15 protein-coding genes are annotated in these 19287 nt (G+C 65.4%); 5 read left to right on the top strand and 10 right to left on the bottom strand.

Going from position 1 to position 19287, the window contains the following annotated elements:
- The first annotated feature begins 3 nt into the window (after nt 1–3).
- The 3 genes from GGQ74_RS11135 to GGQ74_RS11125 are packed head-to-tail and all read left to right on the top strand — an operon-like array spanning nt 4 to nt 5348.
- Nucleotides 4–3150 carry a prepilin-type N-terminal cleavage/methylation domain-containing protein gene (locus GGQ74_RS11135; protein ID WP_167941618.1) on the top strand — a complete coding sequence of 1049 codons (3147 nt, stop codon included), beginning with the start codon at nt 4–6 and terminating at the stop codon, nt 3148–3150.
- Between the two features lie 22 nt (nt 3151–3172).
- On the top strand, nt 3173–4111 hold the full coding sequence (locus GGQ74_RS11130; protein WP_167941617.1) for a hypothetical protein: 939 nt from the start codon (nt 3173–3175) through the stop codon (nt 4109–4111).
- 25 nt (nt 4112–4136) lie between these two features.
- Entirely contained in the window at nt 4137–5348 is a 1212-nt protein-coding gene (locus GGQ74_RS11125) for a type IV pilus twitching motility protein PilT (RefSeq protein ID WP_167941616.1), read from the top strand.
- Nucleotides 5349–5874: 526 nt separating this feature from the next.
- Here the strand turns inward: GGQ74_RS11125 and glpK are convergent.
- The 9 genes from glpK to glpA all read right to left on the bottom strand — a co-directional run bounded on the left by glpK (nt 5875) and on the right by glpA (nt 16582).
- A complete protein-coding gene (gene glpK / locus GGQ74_RS11120; protein WP_167941615.1) occupies nt 5875–7386 on the bottom strand; it encodes a glycerol kinase GlpK in 1512 nt (503 codons plus the stop codon).
- 187 nt (nt 7387–7573) lie between these two features.
- The gene (locus tag GGQ74_RS11115) at nt 7574–9286 is read right to left on the bottom strand and encodes an ABC transporter substrate-binding protein (protein WP_167941614.1); all 1713 of its coding nucleotides are present in this window, start codon (nt 9284–9286) and stop codon (nt 7574–7576) included.
- A gap of 183 nt (nt 9287–9469) precedes the next feature.
- The gene (locus GGQ74_RS11110; protein WP_167941613.1) at nt 9470–9769 is read right to left on the bottom strand and encodes a DUF2160 domain-containing protein; all 300 of its coding nucleotides are present in this window, start codon (nt 9767–9769) and stop codon (nt 9470–9472) included.
- A 3-nt stretch (nt 9770–9772) separates the two neighbouring features.
- Entirely contained in the window at nt 9773–10576 is an 804-nt protein-coding gene (locus GGQ74_RS11105) for a carbohydrate ABC transporter permease (protein ID WP_167941612.1), read from the bottom strand.
- Complete coding sequence (locus tag GGQ74_RS11100) at nt 10573–11430, bottom strand: carbohydrate ABC transporter permease (RefSeq protein WP_167941611.1); 858 nt, start codon at nt 11428–11430, stop codon at nt 10573–10575. The genes GGQ74_RS11105 and GGQ74_RS11100 overlap by 4 nt, the downstream gene beginning before the upstream one ends.
- A gap of 33 nt (nt 11431–11463) precedes the next feature.
- A complete protein-coding gene (locus GGQ74_RS11095; protein WP_167941610.1) occupies nt 11464–12561 on the bottom strand; it encodes an ABC transporter ATP-binding protein in 1098 nt (365 codons plus the stop codon).
- 14 nt (nt 12562–12575) lie between these two features.
- Nucleotides 12576–13679 (bottom strand): ABC transporter ATP-binding protein, encoded by a 1104-nt coding sequence (locus tag GGQ74_RS11090; RefSeq protein WP_167941609.1) that lies wholly within the window; start codon nt 13677–13679, stop codon nt 12576–12578.
- Nucleotides 13680–13730: 51 nt separating this feature from the next.
- Nucleotides 13731–15011, bottom strand: a complete 1281-nt coding sequence (gene glpB / locus GGQ74_RS11085; RefSeq protein ID WP_167941608.1) for a glycerol-3-phosphate dehydrogenase subunit GlpB — start codon at nt 15009–15011, stop codon at nt 13731–13733.
- Nucleotides 15008–16582: an anaerobic glycerol-3-phosphate dehydrogenase subunit A gene (gene glpA, locus GGQ74_RS11080; protein WP_167941607.1), complete on the bottom strand. Its 1575-nt coding sequence runs from the start codon at nt 16580–16582 to the stop codon at nt 15008–15010. The genes glpB and glpA overlap by 4 nt, the downstream gene beginning before the upstream one ends.
- Nucleotides 16583–16853: 271 nt before the next feature.
- Between glpA and GGQ74_RS11075 the strand changes: the two genes are divergently transcribed.
- On the top strand, nt 16854–18140 hold the full coding sequence (locus GGQ74_RS11075; RefSeq protein ID WP_167941606.1) for a (Fe-S)-binding protein: 1287 nt from the start codon (nt 16854–16856) through the stop codon (nt 18138–18140).
- Between the two features lie 84 nt (nt 18141–18224).
- Nucleotides 18225–18926, top strand: a complete 702-nt coding sequence (locus tag GGQ74_RS11070; protein WP_167941605.1) for a hypothetical protein — start codon at nt 18225–18227, stop codon at nt 18924–18926.
- A 22-nt stretch (nt 18927–18948) separates the two neighbouring features.
- Here GGQ74_RS11070 and GGQ74_RS11065 read toward each other — a convergent pair whose 3' ends face one another.
- On the bottom strand, nt 18949–19284 hold the full coding sequence (locus GGQ74_RS11065; protein ID WP_167941604.1) for an STAS domain-containing protein: 336 nt from the start codon (nt 19282–19284) through the stop codon (nt 18949–18951).
- Nucleotides 19285–19287: the final 3 nt, after the last annotated feature.

Genomic DNA, 19287 nt, shown 5'->3' with positions numbered 1-19287 from the left:
ACCATGACGCACACGCCCACCCATCCCCGAGGCAACGGCTTCACCCTCATCGAACTCATCGCCACGACAGTCCTGCTCGGCATCATCTCCGTGGCGGGCGGCATGTTCATCACCGAGGGCGCACGCGGCTATCTGCTCACCCGCGAAAACACGGAGACGAGCCAGAAGCTCGACCTCGCCATCATGCGCCTCGAACGCGAACTGCGCGAGGTCATGGCCGTGAGCAACATGGACAGCCCCACCTCGGACCACATCGTGTTCGAACGCCCCGGGAACTCCAATGGACGCGCCATCGCCCTCGTCGGCAACCAGATCAAGGTCATCGACGGAAGGACGCTGCCCACCGCCTCCACCGGGCATGTGCTCATCGACGACGTCAGCGGCTTCACCCTGACGCCCTTCAGCGGAACCAACGCGTGGCGCACCTCCGACGACATCGAGCTGCTGTCGGCCATCCGCATCAATCTGGCCTACCAGCACGAGAGCGCCGGAACGCTCACGGTGTCCACCACCGTTCTGCCGCGCAACAACAACAATCTCGGCGGCTCGCCGCCGCCCGACGAAGTGCCGGAGGTGCCGGACTACTGTTTCGTGGCCACGGCCGCGTGCGGTGGGGATACGCACCCCATGGTCATCGCCCTGCGCAACTTCCGCGACCGCTTCCTGCTGACATGGGACGGCGGCCGCGCCTTCGTGGACTTCTATTACACCAACGGCCCGGCGTGGGCGGACTACATCCGCGTGCGCCCATGGGCGCGCGATGCGGCCTATGTGGCCCTGCTGCCGCTCACCGGGCTGGCGCTCTTGCTGTTGTGGTCGCCATGGGCGGCCGCAGGCGTCGTGCTTGGCACGCCGCTGGCCGTACGCGCCGTCCGCCGCGCCTGCCGCCCCCGAGACCGTGACCGCAACATGTTCGATCACGCGCGGGGCAGCGTGATGCTCGCCGTCATCGGTGCCATGGTCTTCATGGGCATCGTGGGCGCGGCCATGGTCCCCATGTTCACGACCTCGATCACCGACCAGACCGTCATGAACCGTGGTAGCCGCGCCTTCTACCTCGCGGAGGCAGGATACGCCGTGGCCGCCCACGAGTATCTGACTGCAGACGGCACCAACAAGGACACCAAGCTCCTCGAACTCCACGGCAAGACCTATACCCTCGCCGACGGCGATGGCAGCTTTACCATCCGCATGCGCCCCCGCTGGTTCGAGGTGACCGGCAACAACAACACGCAACTGACAACGGTGGTCCTCGGCGAACTGGACAACAACTTTCCGCCGGACTCTGGCCAGTTGCTCGTCAACGGCGTGCCCTTCAACTACAACGGCGTCACCCGCTCCACGACAAGCTACGAAGGATACACCGTCCCGAGGCTCGTCTTCTCCCTGACCACGTCCGCCGCGGGCTACGACTTCACCGGCTTCGAGGCCCTGCCCCGAGCTACGGCGGCCTCGGACACGTTCAGCCGCACCAACGATCTCGTTCTGCAAAGCGGTGCGGACGCCTTCCCGGAATTCAGCGGCGCATTCACCATTTCATCTGATAGCAACACCTACACCTACCAGCGCCGTGTCGGCTCCACGCTCACGGGCATCCGCCTCGCCGACAGCCCAACCACGGACTTCCCCGCCGTCTCCGTCACGTCCGGAGACGTGGTGGCCCTCGACAAGTTCGTCACCATCCGCACCACGGGCCAGCTCGGCGACGCATCGCACACGCTGACCTACCTGACGCCCATCGGTTGGACGCAGGCGGGCGACGACATGGAACGCGCGAGCCTGCATGAACGCTTCGACAACATCAACGCGAACTTCGCCACGGGCGGGCACGACAGAGGACAGATCGGCTCGCACACCATCGCCAACGTCGACGGCGGCAACGCGCTGGATGTAACAGGATCGGAGAACATCTCACTGTTCGGAAACACCGGGTACTGGAGCAACATCTCCTTCAGCCCCGGCGCTGGCTCGCCGGTGAACCTGAGCAGCATCTGGCGCACCAACGGCAACACGCTCAGCTACGATGCGCAGCTCAAGCTGTACGTCGGCCCTGGAAGTCTTGACGACAACCGCTACTGGGTCGGCGGCATCACCTTCCGCATGCAGAACAATAGCAGCGGCAGCGAACTCTTCACCTACGGCCTCTCCTACCTTCGCGCGCGTCAGGTGAAGCGAGTCGGAGAATGGTACAGTTCAACGTTCCTCGATGGCGACGTGGACGAAGTTCCTAACGCCATCGTTCCAAGCCAACTCTTCACCGGGACAATGGAACGGTGGGACCAAGGCTTCTGGTGGCCGGAGCACCGCTACTCCCAGCCCGCAATCGTGCTCTGGGCGCGTGATGCCACAAGCCCGGACGCTGGCTTCAAGTGGCTGGCCTACAAGATTCTCGACGCCAGCGACTCCGTTCTCTCCGGTTCCTATCCGAACTTCCGCATGAAGCCATGGTCCACGCTCATGCTGCGGCTCGTGGAAGCCCAACCCATGAATTTCACGGCACCGGCCTCCACACCCATCATGTCCGGTGCCGTCATCAACATCGGCGGCGACACCCCGGGCAGCGCGCGTCTGGCCGGTCAGCCCATCCTCACCCGCAGGACATGGGGCGGCGGTGGCAATGTTCAGGGCACTCTGCCTCTGGCAAAGATCAAGGGGAACATCCGCAGCACCGGCGGCGTGCTCTTCGAGAATCCCGACGGCTCGCAGGGGACGCTCACCCTCACCGGCACCCTCGGCGCAAAGACAAACTATATCCGCGCGTTCTACGGCGACACGACCGCACACGGTACCACCGGAACGGCATGGAACGACAACAACCGCCACGCGAACCCGCGCAACGAGGTCCACTGGCCGCCGGACGACAGGCAGTCCCTCACCACCAACAACGACTGCATGACGCTGGTGCAATGGGACAACGTCAGCGGGGGTGCCACCAATGTCACCACATCCGTAGCGGAGGAGCAGAATTCCATCGTCACCATCAGCACGCTTCTTTCCCCGGATTCAGGGATGGCCTTGCAATCGACGGACCTCGGCATCCACGCAGTCGGCAACACGGCAACCAACCTCTACTTCGACGACTTCGGATTCCAGGCCTGGACGGGCCGCGGCGGCAAGGGCTTCCGCGCACCCATCATGTACTCCAACTAGACCCAAGGACTTTACGAACCGCATGCACCGATTCGACCGATTTTCGCTTTCGACCTACGCTGCGCCGCGCCGCGCGCTCCTTGCCGTGTGCGCGCTCTTGGCCCTCGTCCTTCCCGGCTGCAACGACGCGGGTACGGCGCACAAGCTCGTCGACGCGCCGGACGGCATCCTGCGCGAGGCGGCCATCGCCGCGTTCGTCGATCCCGACGCCGTGCGCGGTAGCTTCACCATCGAGGCGCTGGTGGCCCACTGCGACGAAGACTTCCACGCCACAACGGACCTCGACGGCATCAATCCGGACGGCCCCTTCGTCGAAGGCGTCATCGACAACGGCGACAAGGGCCAGACGCCCTTCGCCCTCGAACTGCGCCCCACGGATGACACCCGCGAGAGCTATCGCCTCATCCGCTTCGGCGCGCCCACCGGCCGCCCCGTGCCGCCCACGGACGCAGACTGGCGGCGCGTGCTCGACGACTTCATCGACACGCAGACCGGCACTGGCGGCCTCACCCCGGAGTACGACCGCTTCACGCGTCTCGCGCTCAAGGGCTACATCCGCGCCCAGATGGACCACTTCATCAACCACGCTCGCTTTGCGGGCAATCTGCGCGACCTCGAACGCCACGGCGCGGCTCCGCTTCCGCGCGGTATGAACCTCGAATTTCTCCCTAGCCCCGACGGTAGCGAATGCCTGATGACCGCCCACCACGGCGATGGACAGGCCATCTTCGGTTGCCTGCTGCCCGATGCGGACATCTTCGACTCGCGCGAGCGCATCGTACTCGCCACCATCCGCCTCGCCACGGCGGACCCCATCGACGCCGTGCGTCCACTCCTCACCGGTTTCGTCGACCTCGCACGGGCCGACGCATCGGGCAGGACGGCATTCGATCTGGCCGAGGAAAAGGCGTTTCCGCAAACATTGCGTGCGCTTGTGGACTACACTCCCCCGGAAAGCTAAAGTTGTTCCCCGGAGGAACACGCAGATGCAGCGATTCAGAAGCCTCGTCGTGGCCTGTCTCAAGGACGGCATCACCGACATGCACATCACCGGCGGACACCCCGTGGTGTTCCGCAAGCACGGGCAGGTGTTTCCGCAACGCAAGACCGCCTTTTCCCCGGAAGAGGTGGACACGCTGGTGGCGCGCCTTATCAACCCGCGCCAGAAGGAAACCCTGCGCAGTCGCTGGTCCGTGGACTTTGCCATCACCGAGGCCGGCGCGCGCCTGCGCATCAACGTCTTCTCCACCACGCGCGGGCTGTCCATGGCCATCCGCTTTCTGCCGGGAACCACGCCCACCATCGAATCCCTGAATCTGCACCCGAGCCTCAAGGACTTCTGCTCGCTGCGCTCCGGCCTGCTGCTCTTCTGCGGAGCGACCGGAAGCGGCAAGACCACGACCATCGCCGCCATGCTGGGCGAGATCAACCGCACCCGCTCCGCGCACATCGTCACCATGGAGGACCCAGTGGAATACCGTTTCCGCTCGGGGCAGTCCTTCATCGAACAGCGTGAGCACGGTCTGCATTTCCAAAGCTACGGGCAGGGACTTATCGACGTGCTGCGGCAGGCGCCGGACGTCATCGTCGTCGGCGAGCTGCGCGAGGCCGAAACCATGCGCCTCGCCCTCAACGCCGCCGAATCCGGCCACCTCGTCATCTCCACCCTGCACTCCAGCACGCCCGAGGAAGCCATCTACCGCATCTGCAACTCCTTCCCGCTCGAAGCACAGGAGTTCGTGCGCCTGCAACTCTCCTCCTGCCTCGCCGGAGTCATCGTCCAGCACCTCACCATGCTCCCCAGCGTCGGCTACCGCGTGCCGCACCTCGCCATTCTGCGCGGAAACGACGCCGTGCGAACCACCATCCGCGAGAACAAGTTCTCCCAGATCGAAAACATCATGGAGACCGGAAAGCGCGACGGCATGTTCTCCCTGCGCCGATACGAGCAGGAATTTCTCAACACGCGTGCGGCATTCACCCCGCCGTCCGTCAGCCTGCGCCCCTCCCGCGATACCGCGCAGGAAGCCGAACACCGCTCAGCGCTGCTCGACTACGACGCCGGACGCCCCGGATTCGCCAACACTCCCTCAATGCCGCAGTTTGCCCTGCGCCCCGCCACCGCCGATGACCCGCAATACGTCATCGACGACTCCGCCCCCCTCGACGAAATCATCCAACGCATCACCGAACGCTAGCCTCGCCCCGCGCAGCGGCTTCCGCGCCGTCTCAGTGGCTGGGCGTGTCGTTCACTGACAGGTGCAAGACGTAGGCTCCGCCGGCCAAGGGGCCGCTGGCCCCTTGGAACCCCGACATGCGATAGGCCGTCTGCCCTTGGCGAGCCGTACAGCTTTGCACAACGAAGCCCTAGTTGGGATTCTCAAGGGCCCACGGCCCTTGAGCGGGTCCGGGGCAGAGCCACGGTCGCCGGAGGCCTCGCCCCGCGCAGCGGCTTCCGCCCTGTCGCAGTGGCTGGGCGTATCGTTCACTGACAGGTGCAAGACGTAGGCTCCGCCGGCCAAGGGGCCGCTGGCCCCTTGGAACCCCGACATGCGACAAGCCGTCTGCCCTTGGCGAGCCGTACGGCTTTGCACAACGAAGCCCTAGTTGGGATTCTCAAGGGCCCACGGCCCTTGAGCGGGGCCGGGGCAGCGCCCCGGTCGCCGAAGGCTATGCCCCGCGCAGCGGCTCCCGCGCCTCGCCCCACGCCAACGCCAGCAGAAACTACTCCACCCAATCGAAGGTCCGCTGCACGGCCTTTTTCCAGCCTGCGTAGCCCTGTTCGCGCTGGCCATCGGGCATGAGGGGCTGCCATGTGCGGTCCTCTTCCCAGTTAGCAACGAGTTCGCTGCGATCGGTCCAGAAGCCGGAGGCGATGCCTGCGGCGTAGGCCGCGCCAAGGCAAGTGGTTTCGGAGACGCGTGGACGGACGACGGGGACGGCGAGCACGTCGGACTGGAACTGCATGAGCAATTCGTTACGCACCATGCCGCCATCGACCTTGAGGGACTTGAGCGGCACGCCGGAGTCAAGGTTCATGGCCTCGACGATGTCGCGCGTCTGGTAGGCCGTGGCTTCGAGGACGGCGCGGGCGATGTGATGCTTGTTCACGTAGCGGGTCAGCCCGGCGATGACGCCACGCGCGTCGGGCCGCCAGTAGGGAGCGAAGAGTCCGGAAAATGCGGGGACGACGTACACGCCGCCAGTATCCTCGACCTTGGCTGCGAGTTCCTCGATCTCGGCGGCGTCCTTGAACATCTCCATGTTGTCGCGCAGCCACTGCACCAGCGCCCCGGCGATGGCGATGGAGCCTTCAAGGCAGTAGGACGGCTCGCGTCCGCTGAACTGGTAGGCCAGCGTGGTGATGAGACCATGGCGGGAGGGCATGGGTTCGTGCCCGGTGTGCATGAGGAGAAAACAGCCGGTGCCGTAGGTGTTCTTGGCCTGCCCCGGCTCGAAGCAGGCCTGCCCGACCAGCGCGGCCTGCTGGTCGCCAAGCGCGCCGCACACGGGCACGCGGGCGGACAGAGGGCCGTGCTCGTCCGTGGTGCCCCACGTTCCGGCGTCGGACGAGGGGACGATGCGCGGAAGCATCTGCCGGGGAATGCCGAGGACGGCGAGGATGTCGTCGTCCCAACGCAGGGAGCGCAGGTCCATGAGCATGGTCCGGCTGGCGTTGGTAACGTCGGTAACGTGCGCCCCGCCCTGCGGCCCGCCGGTAAGCCACCAGATGACCCACGTCTCCATGGTGCCGAAGCAGGCATCGCCGCGCTCGGCGGCTTCTCGCGCACCGGGGACGTTGTCGAGAATCCAGCGTATCTTGGGGCCGGAAAAGTAGGTGGCCACGGCAAGCCCAGTCGTTTCGCGGAAGCGGTCCTGCCCGCCGTCGGCCATGAGGGTCTTGCAGATCTCGTGGGTGCGGGTGCACTGCCAGACAATGGCGTTGCCGAAGGGCTTTCCGGTGGCGCGATCCCACACCACGGTGGTCTCGCGCTGGTTGGTGATGCCGATGGCGGCGAGCTCCGCCCCCTTGATTCCGGACTTGGCAAGCGCTCCGCGGATGACCTCCTGCGTGTTGTGCCAGATTTCCATAGGATCGTGTTCCACCCAGCCGGGGCGAGGGTATATCTGGGCGTGTTCCTTCTGGTCGAGGGCGACGATGCGGCCCTTCCTGTCGAAAATTATGAAACGGGTGCTGGTGGTTCCCTGATCCACGGCACCGATGTAGCTAGCCATCGCTGTGCTCCTGTCTTGCGTTGTCCTGGAAGGCTGTATCCCTTGGGGATGCGGTGCTTCCCGGGGGGCGGGGTCCGAGGCGGAATCTCCGCTGCGGAACGCGGCTCCCGGAATGCGGTTCATTCAAATGTGTTTTCCGGGGACGCGGCGGACCGGGACGAATCGGCCCGCCGCGTCGGTCATGGCGCTACTGTCCGCGCCACTGCTTGATAAGCTCGTCATAGGGCATGGTCATGCCCTTCTCGTCGGGACGCTCGGGCTTGGGCGAACCGGGCTGGTTCAGCCAGTACTCACGATCCTTCATGGGGTTCAGCTTGGGCGAGTACTTGGCAAGGCGCAGCTTGCCCATCAGCTCGTCCATCTTGTAGGCCAACTGGTCCATGGCCTCCTGCGGAGTGGCCTCGCCGGTGACGGCCAGAGCCACGTGCTTCCACCACTGCTCGGCCAGAACCGGATAGTGGGGAACGTTCGGGCCGGAATCGGTCCACATGTGCTCCACGGGCGACTTGTAGAAGGTCACGATGCCGCCGTAGGTGCCCTTCTCCTCCTCCTTGGCGAGGTAGTCGGAGAACACGGTGGACTTGCGGATGGGCGTGCGGCCCACAACGAACTTCTTGAGGCACACGGTCTTGGAGATGCAGAACTGCGCCCACAGCCATGCGGCCTTGCGCTCGTCGCCCTTCACAGAGTTCTTGAGGATGGTCCAGGACCCGGCATCCTGATAGCCGACCTTCATGCCTTCGTCCCAGTACTTGCCGTGGGGAGTGGGGGCGACACGCCACAGGGGCTTGCCGTTCTCGTCCGTCACGGGGCTGGAGGGATCGTTGAATGCGGGGTCGGCCAGCCAGGTAATGTACTGGAACACGCGCTGGGCGATATTGCCACGCGCGGGGGTGGGACCGGCCTCGGACCACGTCATGGACGCGGCGTAGGGCGGCGCATACTTCTTCATCCATTCCACGTACTTGGTCGTGGCATACACGGCTGCGGGGCTGTTGGTCGCGCCACCGCGCTCCACGCAAGCGCCCACGGGGATCTTGTTTTCGCAACGGATGCCCCACTCGTCAACGGGGTAGCCATTGGGCAGACCCTTGTCGCCAACGCCGGCGATGGAGAGCCACGCATCGGTGAAGCGCCAGCCGAGGGACGGGGACTTCTTGCCGTAGTCCATGTGTCCGTAGACCTTCTGGCCGTTGATCTCCTTGCCGGTGAAGAACTCGGCGATGTCCTCGTAGGCCTGCCAGTTGATCGGCACGCCCAGCTCGTAGCCGTAGCGCTCCTTGAACTCCTTCATGAACTGGGGATTGGTGAACCAGTCGTAGCGGAACCAGTAGAGGTTCGCGAACTGCTGGTCGGGAATCTGAAGCTGGTTGCCGTCGTAGTCCTGCCCGAATTCGGGATTGAGCAGGTCGGCGAGGTCCAGACCGGGGTTGGTGACGTCCTTGCCCTCACCGGCCATGTACTCGGTGAAGTTCAGGGCGCTGTCGGCGCGCAGGTGCGTGCCGATGAGGTCCGCGTCATTCACGTAGATGTGGTAGATGGGGCGGTTGGTCTGAATCTGCCGCTGCACGCGGTCCACGACCTCACCTTCGCCGATGATGTCGTGGGTGACCTTGATGCCCGTCAGCTCGAAGAACGCCTTGGTCAGCACCTCGGATTCCCACTTGTGGGTGGCGATGCCCTCGGCCACGGACTTGATCTCCATGCCGCTAAAGGGCTTGGACGCCTCGGCGAACCATTTCAGTTCGGCGCGCTGCGCATCCTTGTCGATGGCGCAGGGCTGGAAGAACTCCACCCACTTCTCGATCGCGGCATCCTTGTCGGTGGCTCCCGATGCCGGGACGGCAAGAGAGAAGCTCAGCGCAAACGCGGCGATCAGACAGACGTAGCGTTTCAGCATGTCCCAGTCTCCTTTTGAAATTCGTGAAAGAGAACGCCTTGACCATTGGCCCCAATTCTTCGTGTCGGCCAGCCCTCCGTGCATGAGGTGAATGGTGTGCGCCCCTGTGGCGGCCAAAGGGGCCTGCCGCCTTAAGCGCATGCCGTCATCCGACGCGACGCCCCACCCGGAGCGTCGGAATTCCTATCCCCACCGTCCCTGCACCAGCCCCCATGCGGCGGACGCGGCGGCGGGAACCAGCAGGTTCTCGTCGCCCACGAAACCGAGCCACAGAAGGAAGATGAGGATGGTGGACATGATGGCGATGAAGAACCTGTCCCCCCGGCGCGTCTCGATGGGGTAGAAGCCCCGCCTCGGCACGCTTGGCGATACCACGTCCCACGCGGCCATTCCGGCGATGGCCACGAGAAGCCCGCCGATGGCAAGAAGACTCGGGGCCGTCCAGTACATCCACGCGGTCTGCTCCAGAATCCAGTCCCACATGTTCTAGACCCTCCCCAGGGCGAAGCCCTTGGCCATGTAGTTACGCACGAAGTAGACCACGATGGCGCCGGGAATGATGGTCAGGAACCCGGCAGCAGCCAGAAGGCCCCACTTCACGCCCTCCGCGCCGATGCCAACGGTCAATTGCACCACGGCGGGCTTGGCGTTGGTGACGGTGAGCGCCTTGGCGAGGATGAGTTCCACCCACGAGAAGGTGAAGCAGAAGAAGGCCGTCACGCCGATGCCGGGACCGATGAGCGGGAAGAAGACCTTCCGGAAGAACTGCGGGAAGGTGTAGCCGTCGATGAACGCGGTCTCGTCGATTTCGCGCGGGATGCCGGACATGAAGCCTTCGAGGATCCAGATGGCCAATGGGATGTTGAACAGGCAGTGCGCCAGCGCCACGGCCCAGCAGGTGTCGTAGAGGTGCAGGATGTAATACAGCTCCGTGAAGGGCACCATGAACACCGCCGCCGGGGCCATGCGGTTGGTCAGCAGCCAGAAGAACAGGTGATGCCCACCGCGAAACTTCCAGCGCGAAAAGGCGTAGGCTCCGGGCACCGCCACCATGAGCGTGATGACCACGTTGAGGAAGACGTAGGTCAGCGAGTTGGCAAAGCTGGCCCGCCAGAAGGGATTGGTGAATATCTCCACGTAGTTCTTGAAGGTGAGCTCGTGCGGGAAGAAGGTGAGTTCCTTCAGAATCTCGTTGTCGGTCTTGAGCGAGGTGATGATCATCCAGTAGATGGGGATGAACAGCAGGACGAAGTAGACGATCAGCGCGATGTGCCGCTTGCGGATTCTCATTGCTGCTCTCCCTTGCCGATGTTGGTCATTGCCTGGAAGAAGACGAAGCTGAACATGATGACGATGAACAGGTAGATGATGGACACCGCGCCCGCGTAGCCCAGCTCGTAGGACTCCGCCTTGCGCGCCACGTGCAGGCTGAAGAAGGTGGTGGAGTTGCCCGGTCCGCCGCCGGTGAGCAGAAGCGGCTCCGCGTAGATCTTGAAGGAATCCATGAAGCGCAGGAGCACCGCGAGGATGAGCACGGGCTTGAGCTTGGGCAGCGTGACGTAGCGGAAGGTCTTCCAAGTGGATGCCCCGTCGATCTGCGCGGCCTGATAGTAGGCGTCCGGAATGGCCTGTAGCCCCGCGAAGGACAACAACGCCACCAGCGGCGTCCAGTGCCACACGTCGAGCACGAAGATGGTCACCGGGGCGTCCACGGGGTTGAGCGCCACGCTGTAGGAATAATCGAAGAGCCGGAAGAAGCCCGGCACCACGCCGATGGACGCCTGCGTGAACAGCCGCCAGATGATGCCCACCACGTTGTAGGGAATGAGCAGCGGAATGCCGAGCATCACAAGGCACACGGCCAGCGCCGCACCCTGCCTCGGCATGGCCATGGCGATCATGATGCCGAGCGGAATCTCCACCAGCAACACCATGAGGCTAAAGCAGAGCTGCCGCGTCAGCGCGCCCCAGAAGGTCGGATCGCGCAGCACCTCCACGTAGTTCTCGAAGCCGACGAAGGTCGGGGCCGAGCCGGAAAAGATGTAGTGCAGCGAATAGTTGATGACCGTCATCAGTGGAACAAATGCGCTGATGGACATGAGCACCAGCGCGGGGATCAGGAAAAACCATGCCCGATTCTTCATTGCGCGTCTCCGGAATGTCGTTGAACGCCGGGGCTAGACGAGCCGTCTGCCTCCAGCGAAGAGCTTGATGCCTGCCTGCGGGAAGCGCACGCCCACGGTCTCGCCCTCGCCCGCGGCGAAGTTCTCGGCCACGCGAGCCTTGATGCGCGCGTCGCCCGTGACCAGCGTGAGAATCCTGTACGCGCCCGTATCCTCCACCACGGTGACCGTGAAGGGGATGCTGTCCTCCTCCGCGCTCGGGTACGCCTCCACAAACTCCGGCCGGATGCCGAGTTCGAGGGCCCCCGTGGCCCGCGAGGCCGCTCCGCGAAGCCCCGGCGACAGGGGAACGGTGAACGCCCCGCAGTCGAGCCCCGCGTCGTCGAGGGTGCAGGCCAGCACGTTCATGCCGGGGCTACCGATGAAGTAGCCGATGAACGGCGCGGCGGGATCGTCGTGCAGGTCCTTGGGGCTGCCCTTCTGCACCAGCACGCCGTCGCGGACCACGGTGACGTCATCGGCGAAGGTCAGCGCCTCGTGCTGGTCGTGGGTAACGTAGATCATGGTCTTGCCGAGGGCGCGCTGCACCTCGCGCAGCTTGCGCCGAAGCCCCCACTTGAGCTTGGGGTCGATGACGGTGAGTGGCTCGTCGAGGAGCACCGCCGCCGTGGACTCGCGCACGATGCCGCGTCCGAGGGAGATCTTCTGCTTGTCTGCCGGGTTGAGCCGCGCTGCGGGAACCTTCAGCCGGTCGGAAAGATCGAGAATGCGCGCCACCTCCATGACGCGCCCGCGCACGGCGGATTCGGCCATACCTTCGTTGCGCAGCGGAAAGGCGAGATTGTCGAAGACGTTCATGGAGTCGTAGACCACCGGGAACTGGAAGACCTGCGCGATGCCGCGCTCACGCGCGCCAAGGCCGGTGACGTCGCGCCCGTCCACGAGCACCTTGCCGCGCGTGGGCGCGGGCAGAAGGCCCGAAATGAGGTTGAGCAGCGTGGTCTTGCCGCAGCCGGACGGGCCGAGAAGCGCGTTGGCGCTGCCATCCTCCCACGTGACGGACAGGTCGCGCACGGCCCATGTGCGCTGGTCATCCGGGGTTCCGGGCGGGTCGTAGGAATGCGAAACGTTCAGAAACTGGACGGAAGCCATGGATACCCCCTGTGCTATTCGAGGAAGGTCTTGACCACCAGCTCTCGGGACCGGGGGTCGAACAGGAAGAGCCGGTTGGGATCGAGAAACAGTTCCACCTGCGTGCCGATGTAGTGGCGCTGCACCTCCTGCTGGAGCACCACGAGGGGACGTCCCTCGAAGAGGCAATGCAGCTCGGTGTCGGAGCCGAGCGTCTCGGACAGGGCCACCTCCGCCGTCAGCGGCACCAGATCGTCCCGCACGCGGTGGGTGTGCAGGTTGTAGGCGCGGATGCCCACCAGATAGTCGTCGCCGTTCACCTTGTCCGCAAAATGGCTCACGTCCACGCACAGCTCGTCGGACAGGCGGATCATGGTCCGCCCGTCGCGCACCTCGCGGCGGCCATCGAGAAGGTTCATGGTGGGATAGCTGAAGTACGCGCCCACGTCGGCGAGGCATGGATAGCGGTACACGCTTTCCAGATCGCCGAACTGGAGGATGCGCCCGTCCTGCATGTAGGCCACGTGCGTGGCCATGGACAGGGCGTCCACGGGTTCGGGCGTGGCGTAGACCACCACACCGCCCTTGCGGGACAGGATGTTCTTAAGTTCGCCGCGCAGTTCCTCGCGCAGCTTGTAGTCGAGGTTGGCCAATGGCTCGTCAAGGAAGGTGAACTTCGCCTCCTTGACCAGCGCCCGAGCAATGGCCGTACGCTGGCGCTGCCCGCCGCTCACCTCCTCGGGATAGTGGTCAAGTACCCGCGTGAGGCCCAGAAGCTCGGCGTACTGGCGCACCCGGCGGTCCACCTCCTCGCGCGGGGGCTTCTTCCCCCGCCCGGCCAGAAGCGGCGAGGCGATGTTGTCGTACACCGTCATAGACGGATAGTTGATGAACTGCTGATAGACCATGGCCACCGGCAGCTTCTGCACCGGCTCGTCGGTCACGTCGCGCCCGTCGTAGCGCACGCGTCCGCGCGTCGGCTTGTCGATGCCCGCCATGACCCGCAAGAGCGTGGTCTTGCCGGCCCCCAGCCCGCCGAGGATGGTGACGAAGGCCCCGTCCTCGATATCGAGTGACACGTCCTTCAGGACGTCCACGCCGTCGAATGTCATGGTGACGTTCTCGACTCGTATGCCCAAAGTGACACTCTCCTTGTGCGACCATACGCATCGCGGCCATGGGCCGCCCGGTCAGCTCTCCGGTTCCACGAACGCGTCCACGGCCCGGCAGGCCGTGGACACCGCCAACCCCGCGCCACACCGCGAACGAATCCAGTCCTGATGCGCAAGGACGGACCCGGCGGCGAACAGCGTGCCGGACACGGGCGCGCCATCGCGCCCAAGCGGACGCATGGCATCGTCCACCTCCAGTCCGGCCCTGTTGATCCCGTGGCCTCGGGGATCGAAACATTCACGGGCATGCCAGCCCGAACGGCTCTCCGGCTGCGACACGGGCAACCCGAACACCGTCTCCTCCACCCCGGCGCGCGTGGCGCGAAGCCCGCCGCCAAGGAAACGCCCCGTTGCGAGCACCACACCCCGCGCCCGCACGATGGTATCCGTCGCCCGCACCCCGGCCTCCAACTCGAAGCCCTCGCCGCTCTGCCGAACCGCCAGCACGCGGCGCGAAGGCACAAGCGTCACGCCCATCTTCGGCAGGGCCTCCTCAAGGGCCTCGCGTAGGCGGATTCCCGGCACCGAGGGCGGCATGCACGGAATCTCGAACACCGTGACGCCAAGCCGCTCCTCCAGCCGGGCGCGGACACGCTCCGGCGCGTGCACGCCGAGAATGGCGGGCAGCCCCACGTAGCGCACACCGCCCACGCGCGGGCGCAAAACTTCGGCGAACCCGTCGAGGATGTCGGGCACCTCCAGCGCGCGGGCCATATGCTCGGCATAGACGTCCTCGCGCCCCGCCATGCCCGGAAAGGCCACTCGTTCGACCAAGACGCCAGGGCGCGCAGCCGCCAGATTGGCCGCCACCTGCCGCGCGGAAAATCCCCGCAGCCCCTCCACGCCGACGATCATGCAGACCCCGCCATCAGACAGAGCCTCAACACCCGGCCGCATGGTGGCGGGCACGGCCCATGTGCGCTTGACGGTTCCGGCGGGCGTCATAGCCACGAAATTGGCGTCCCCGGCGGCGACGTAGGGCACGCCGGCCTGCGCAAGCACGTTCAGGAACCATTCGAGTGCCGCGCGGACCTCGCCCGCCCCCAACCGCGCAAGCGGATGCATGGGTTCGGCGTCCGAAAGCGCGGCGATGCCCGCCCACGGATCGTCGAGAGGACGGCGCTGCGGCCCCGGCGCGATACCAAGCGCGTCCAGATAGCCGCTGGTGAAGACCATGGCTCCGACGCTCCCGATCAACGCCACGCGCTGTCCGCGCTCGGCGGCGCGGGCAGCGGCGGCGCATCCAGCCAATCCGCAGCCGACCACGGCCAAATCGGCATCCACGATGGGTGGCGTCATGCCCCACCTCCGTCCGACGGCGGTTCATCCAGAAGATCAAGCCCCAGCAGCCCGCAATGCATGGCCTCGGCCAATTCGGCCTGCGCCAGTTGCACGCCCCACAACACGGGACGCTGGCCCTTGAAGCGTTCGGAAAGGAATTCGCGAATGCGCAGCAGCCCTCGTGGCGAATCGAAGACGCCCTCGTCGTAGAGATGCGCCCCCACCCGCATGCCGCAAAACGCCCCCTGACACGCGCCCTTGCCCACGCGGCTACGCAGCCCGATGGCGCGCAGGGCTGGCTGGCTGGCAAATTCGCGACAGCCGCCGAGGATGTCATCAACGGTGCTGCGCGGCACCATTTCGCACTCGCACAGGATGCCGTCCTCGCCGCCGGAGCGATGTGCCCACTCGCGCGGCGACAGCCCCGGTTCGGTCCAGCGGCAGCGGTCCGCCACGGGCAGGGGCATGCTGCGCGTGAGGCAGGGCGCGTCCACGCCGAGGCGCTCGCAGACGAGATCGGCGGTCTTCTCGGCCATGAGGCGAAACGTGGTGAGCTTGCCGCCGGTGATGGTCACGAAATTCTCCACGCCGTCGCGGGCATGATCGTAGAGTCCGAAGCCTCGGCTCGCCCCACGGTCGTCCTCGCCCCCCCCCTCTCCGATGAGCGGACGCACGCCCGCATAGGCGCGAATGTAGCGCGTGGTGCCCAGTCGCGGCACCATGGCCGCGCCTTCGTCCACGTTCTCGTCCACCTCGGCCATGGTCGGGCGTATCTCGTCCAGCGCCTCCAGGCGGATCGACGTGGTGCCAAGCACAGACACCGTGCCCCCCGGCACAAGGATGTCCCCGTTTCCCGGCGGCCGCAGACGATTGATGACCCGCGTGGCCATGCGCTCGTGCGTGACCAGAAGCGTGCCCTTGGAATAGAGCATGGGGATGCGGATGCCCGCCAGTTGGGCAACGTTCGCGGCCCACGCCCCGGAAGCGCTGACCACCAGTTCCGGTTCCACGATGGTCTCAGCCCCGGTGCGCACATGGCGCAGCACCACGCGACGAATGCGGCCGCCCTCAATGTCGAAACGGTCCACGCGGTTGCGGCGGATGTAGGTACAGCCGAGGTCGCGGGCGTGCCACAGATTCTCCAGCGACAGCCGGAACGGGTCGATGGACGCGTCGCGCACCTCGAAGGCGGCGATGGCGTGCGGTGAAATCTCCGGCTCCATCTCGCGAGCCTCGGAGACGCTGACGCCACGGCACGGCACCCCAGCCGCCGCGCACCAGCCCGGAAACCCCGCCACGTAGGACTCGTCGTCCCCGGCGACGGCAACAAAAAGCCCCCCGGTGTCATCAATGCACTGGGGGGCAAGCTTTCGCAGCAATTCGCCCTCTTCCCGACATTCCGCCGCAGAGTGAGGGTCGGACTGGACATAGCGCGCGCCACTGTGGAGCAGACCGTGATTGCCGCCGGATGCGCCCGCGTTGACGTCGCCCATTTCGGCAACCACGCAACGCACACCGCGAAGGGCCAAATCCCGCGCGAGACCGGTCCCCGTCGCGCCTCCGCCGATGATGAGCACCCGCGTCTGCATATCCGCTCCGGTGTTTTGGTTCCTGATACAACGGCGCAGCCGGAAAATCGTGGCAAACGTACCATATGACTGGCATTTGTCAACACAATGCATCCTGTTCACCCGCTCAACCGCCATACATGCGCATCACACGGCACACCCTGGCAGTGCGTGCGCATCAATGCTATATCAATGATACTGTGTGGCGCTTTGCATCATTCGGCATACACATCGAATGCACGGATGCAAAGCGCAACCCCCGTCCTGCCCCGAAATCCGACATGGAGGCATCATGCACGCATCCACGGAACACTCCGGCGCGTCCTCCTTCCGCGCCATCTCGCGCAGGCTCTTCCCCTCGGGCGGCAGCTTCGACACCTGCCTGACCTGCGGCATGTGCTCCTCGGCCTGCCCGGCCACCGGGCTTGCGGGCATGGACCCGCGCCGCTTCGTGCGCATGGCCACGCTGGGCATGGACGACGAGTTGGCCGCCACGCCGTGGGTATGGATGTGCACCATGTGCCGCCGCTGCGTGCACGTGTGCCCCATGCAGATCGACATCCCGGCCCTCGTTTACGAGGCCCGCGCCATGTGGCCGCGCGAAAGCCGCCCCCGAGGCATCGTCGGCTCCTGCGATCAGGCGCTACGCACCGAGGGGACCAGCGCCATGGGCGCAAGCTCCGAGGATTTCGCTTTCGTGGTCGGCGACGTGCTTGAGGAAGTCCGGGAAACGCAGGACGGCGAGACGACGCTCGACGCGCCCATCGACCGCAAGGGAGCCATGTTCTTTCTGAACCAGAACTCCCGCGAACCGGTCACAGAACCCGAGGAGATGGTCCCGCTGTGGAAGATCCTGAACCGCGTCGGCGCGGACTGGACCTACGGCTCCGTAGGCTGGGCGGCGGAGAACTACTGCATGTTCGCGGCGGATGACGACGGCTGGGAACGCATCGTGCGGCGCAAGGTGCAGGCCGTGGAGGACCTCGGCTGCAAGGTCTGGCTCAACACGGAGTGAGGCCACGAATTCTACGCAGTCCGGGCCGGACTGGAAAAATTCCACATCACCCCGTCGTTCGAGCTTCAAAGCATCATCCCGTGGTACGCACGCTGGATTCGCGAGGGCAGGCTTCCCGTCAACGCGGACTGGAACCGCGAGGGGCTGAAATTCACGGTGCAGGACCCCTGCCAGCTCGTGCGCAAGACCCTTGGCGATCCCGTGGCCGAGGACCTGCGCTTCGTGACGCGCGCCGTGGTGGGCGAAGAAAATTTCGTGGAGATGCACCCCAACCGTAGCGCCAACTACTGCTGTGGCGGGGGCGGCGGCGCGTTGCAGGCGGGCTTCCCGGCACAGCGCAGGGCCTACGGCGCATTCAAGGCGCACCAGATCATGGCCACCGGGGCGGATTACGTCATCACCCCCTGCCACAACTGCCATTCGCAGATACACGACCTGCGGGCGGCGTTCGGCGGCACATGGCACACCGTACACCTGTGGACGCTCATCTGCCTGTCCCTCGGCATCCTCGGCCCGCAGGAGCGCGCCTACCTCGGCCCGGAACTCCAGTCCGACTGTGTGTAGTGACGATTTCGCCGACATCCGGCAGCATCAACATGCAACGATTCACGCATTGACAGGAATGTCGCACCATTATACTTGATGGCCATGGGCGTTCCCACAGCGGAAACAATCATCCCCGTCTGCATCTGCGAGCCGGATGATTACCTGTGCGACGTAAAACAGGTCGTCCTCCACCTTGCGATGAAAGAGGCGCGCAATGCGTTCAACAACGCAATACGCGCCCATTGTCGTCACTACTACAAGCCGCGCATCCCCCACGAAATCCTGTCCATGGCTTCCAGCGCACAGCGCTGGCACGCATGGGCACGTCTACTCATGAACGGCGTGGAGACGCGCCTTGGTCCCGAACTGCGCGACCGGCTGGCCGACGTCCTCGCCGAACGCCTGCTTCAGGCCCCCATGCTCAGCACTTCGGGCATCCCCAAGGCCCCACCCTTCAACTTCTCGCGCTTTCTGCCGCTCTCGGCGGACATGCTCCGACTGACGGCGCACCCCACCCCGACGTTCCAATGTCCGGGCCTCGACGCGCTCTGGGCCGACGACGCCCTCGTGCGCGAAGCCACCGGCGACCGGGCGCTCTCCATCCCTCCGCAGCCCAGCGCCACCACTCTCGCCCCAGGCTGGGACGGCAGGCCCGAACCGCGCATCGCGGCATTCCTCGATCACCTCCGCACGGATACATCGCTCATCGAGGGCGGCCAGCTCGAACTGAGCGGGGACAGGCTCGTGTTGCGCCTGCTCTACCGCAGGCCCGTCGCCGCCGCGCCCGCCGAGGCGGACGCCTGATCATCCGCCCCGCCATGGCCCATCAGCGGTAGGCGTCGGCCGCGGCACGCACATCGCCGTACATGTCGAAGCTGCACCCCAGCCGCGCATCCCCCAGCACATCGCAAAACTCGTCCGACGGTGCCGCGAGCCAGATATCCGCACCACGTTCGCGAAGCGCACGGCGCGCACGCGCCAGTGTGCCGATGGCCTCCTCGTTCACCTCATCAAGTCCGCTCAAGTCCAGAATAAATCGATAGCGCCCACCATCGACGCGCCGGGCAATCTCATCCGCCACGACCCCGGCGGCGTCCACATCGAACGCGCCTTCCAGATACAGCACACAGACTCCGGCCAGCTTGAGACACGTCATGCGCATGTT

The organism is Desulfobaculum xiamenense, assembly GCF_011927665.1.
Classification (GTDB): domain Bacteria; phylum Desulfobacterota; class Desulfovibrionia; order Desulfovibrionales; family Desulfovibrionaceae; genus Desulfobaculum; species Desulfobaculum xiamenense.
This window is presented reverse-complemented; position numbering and strand designations above follow the sequence as displayed.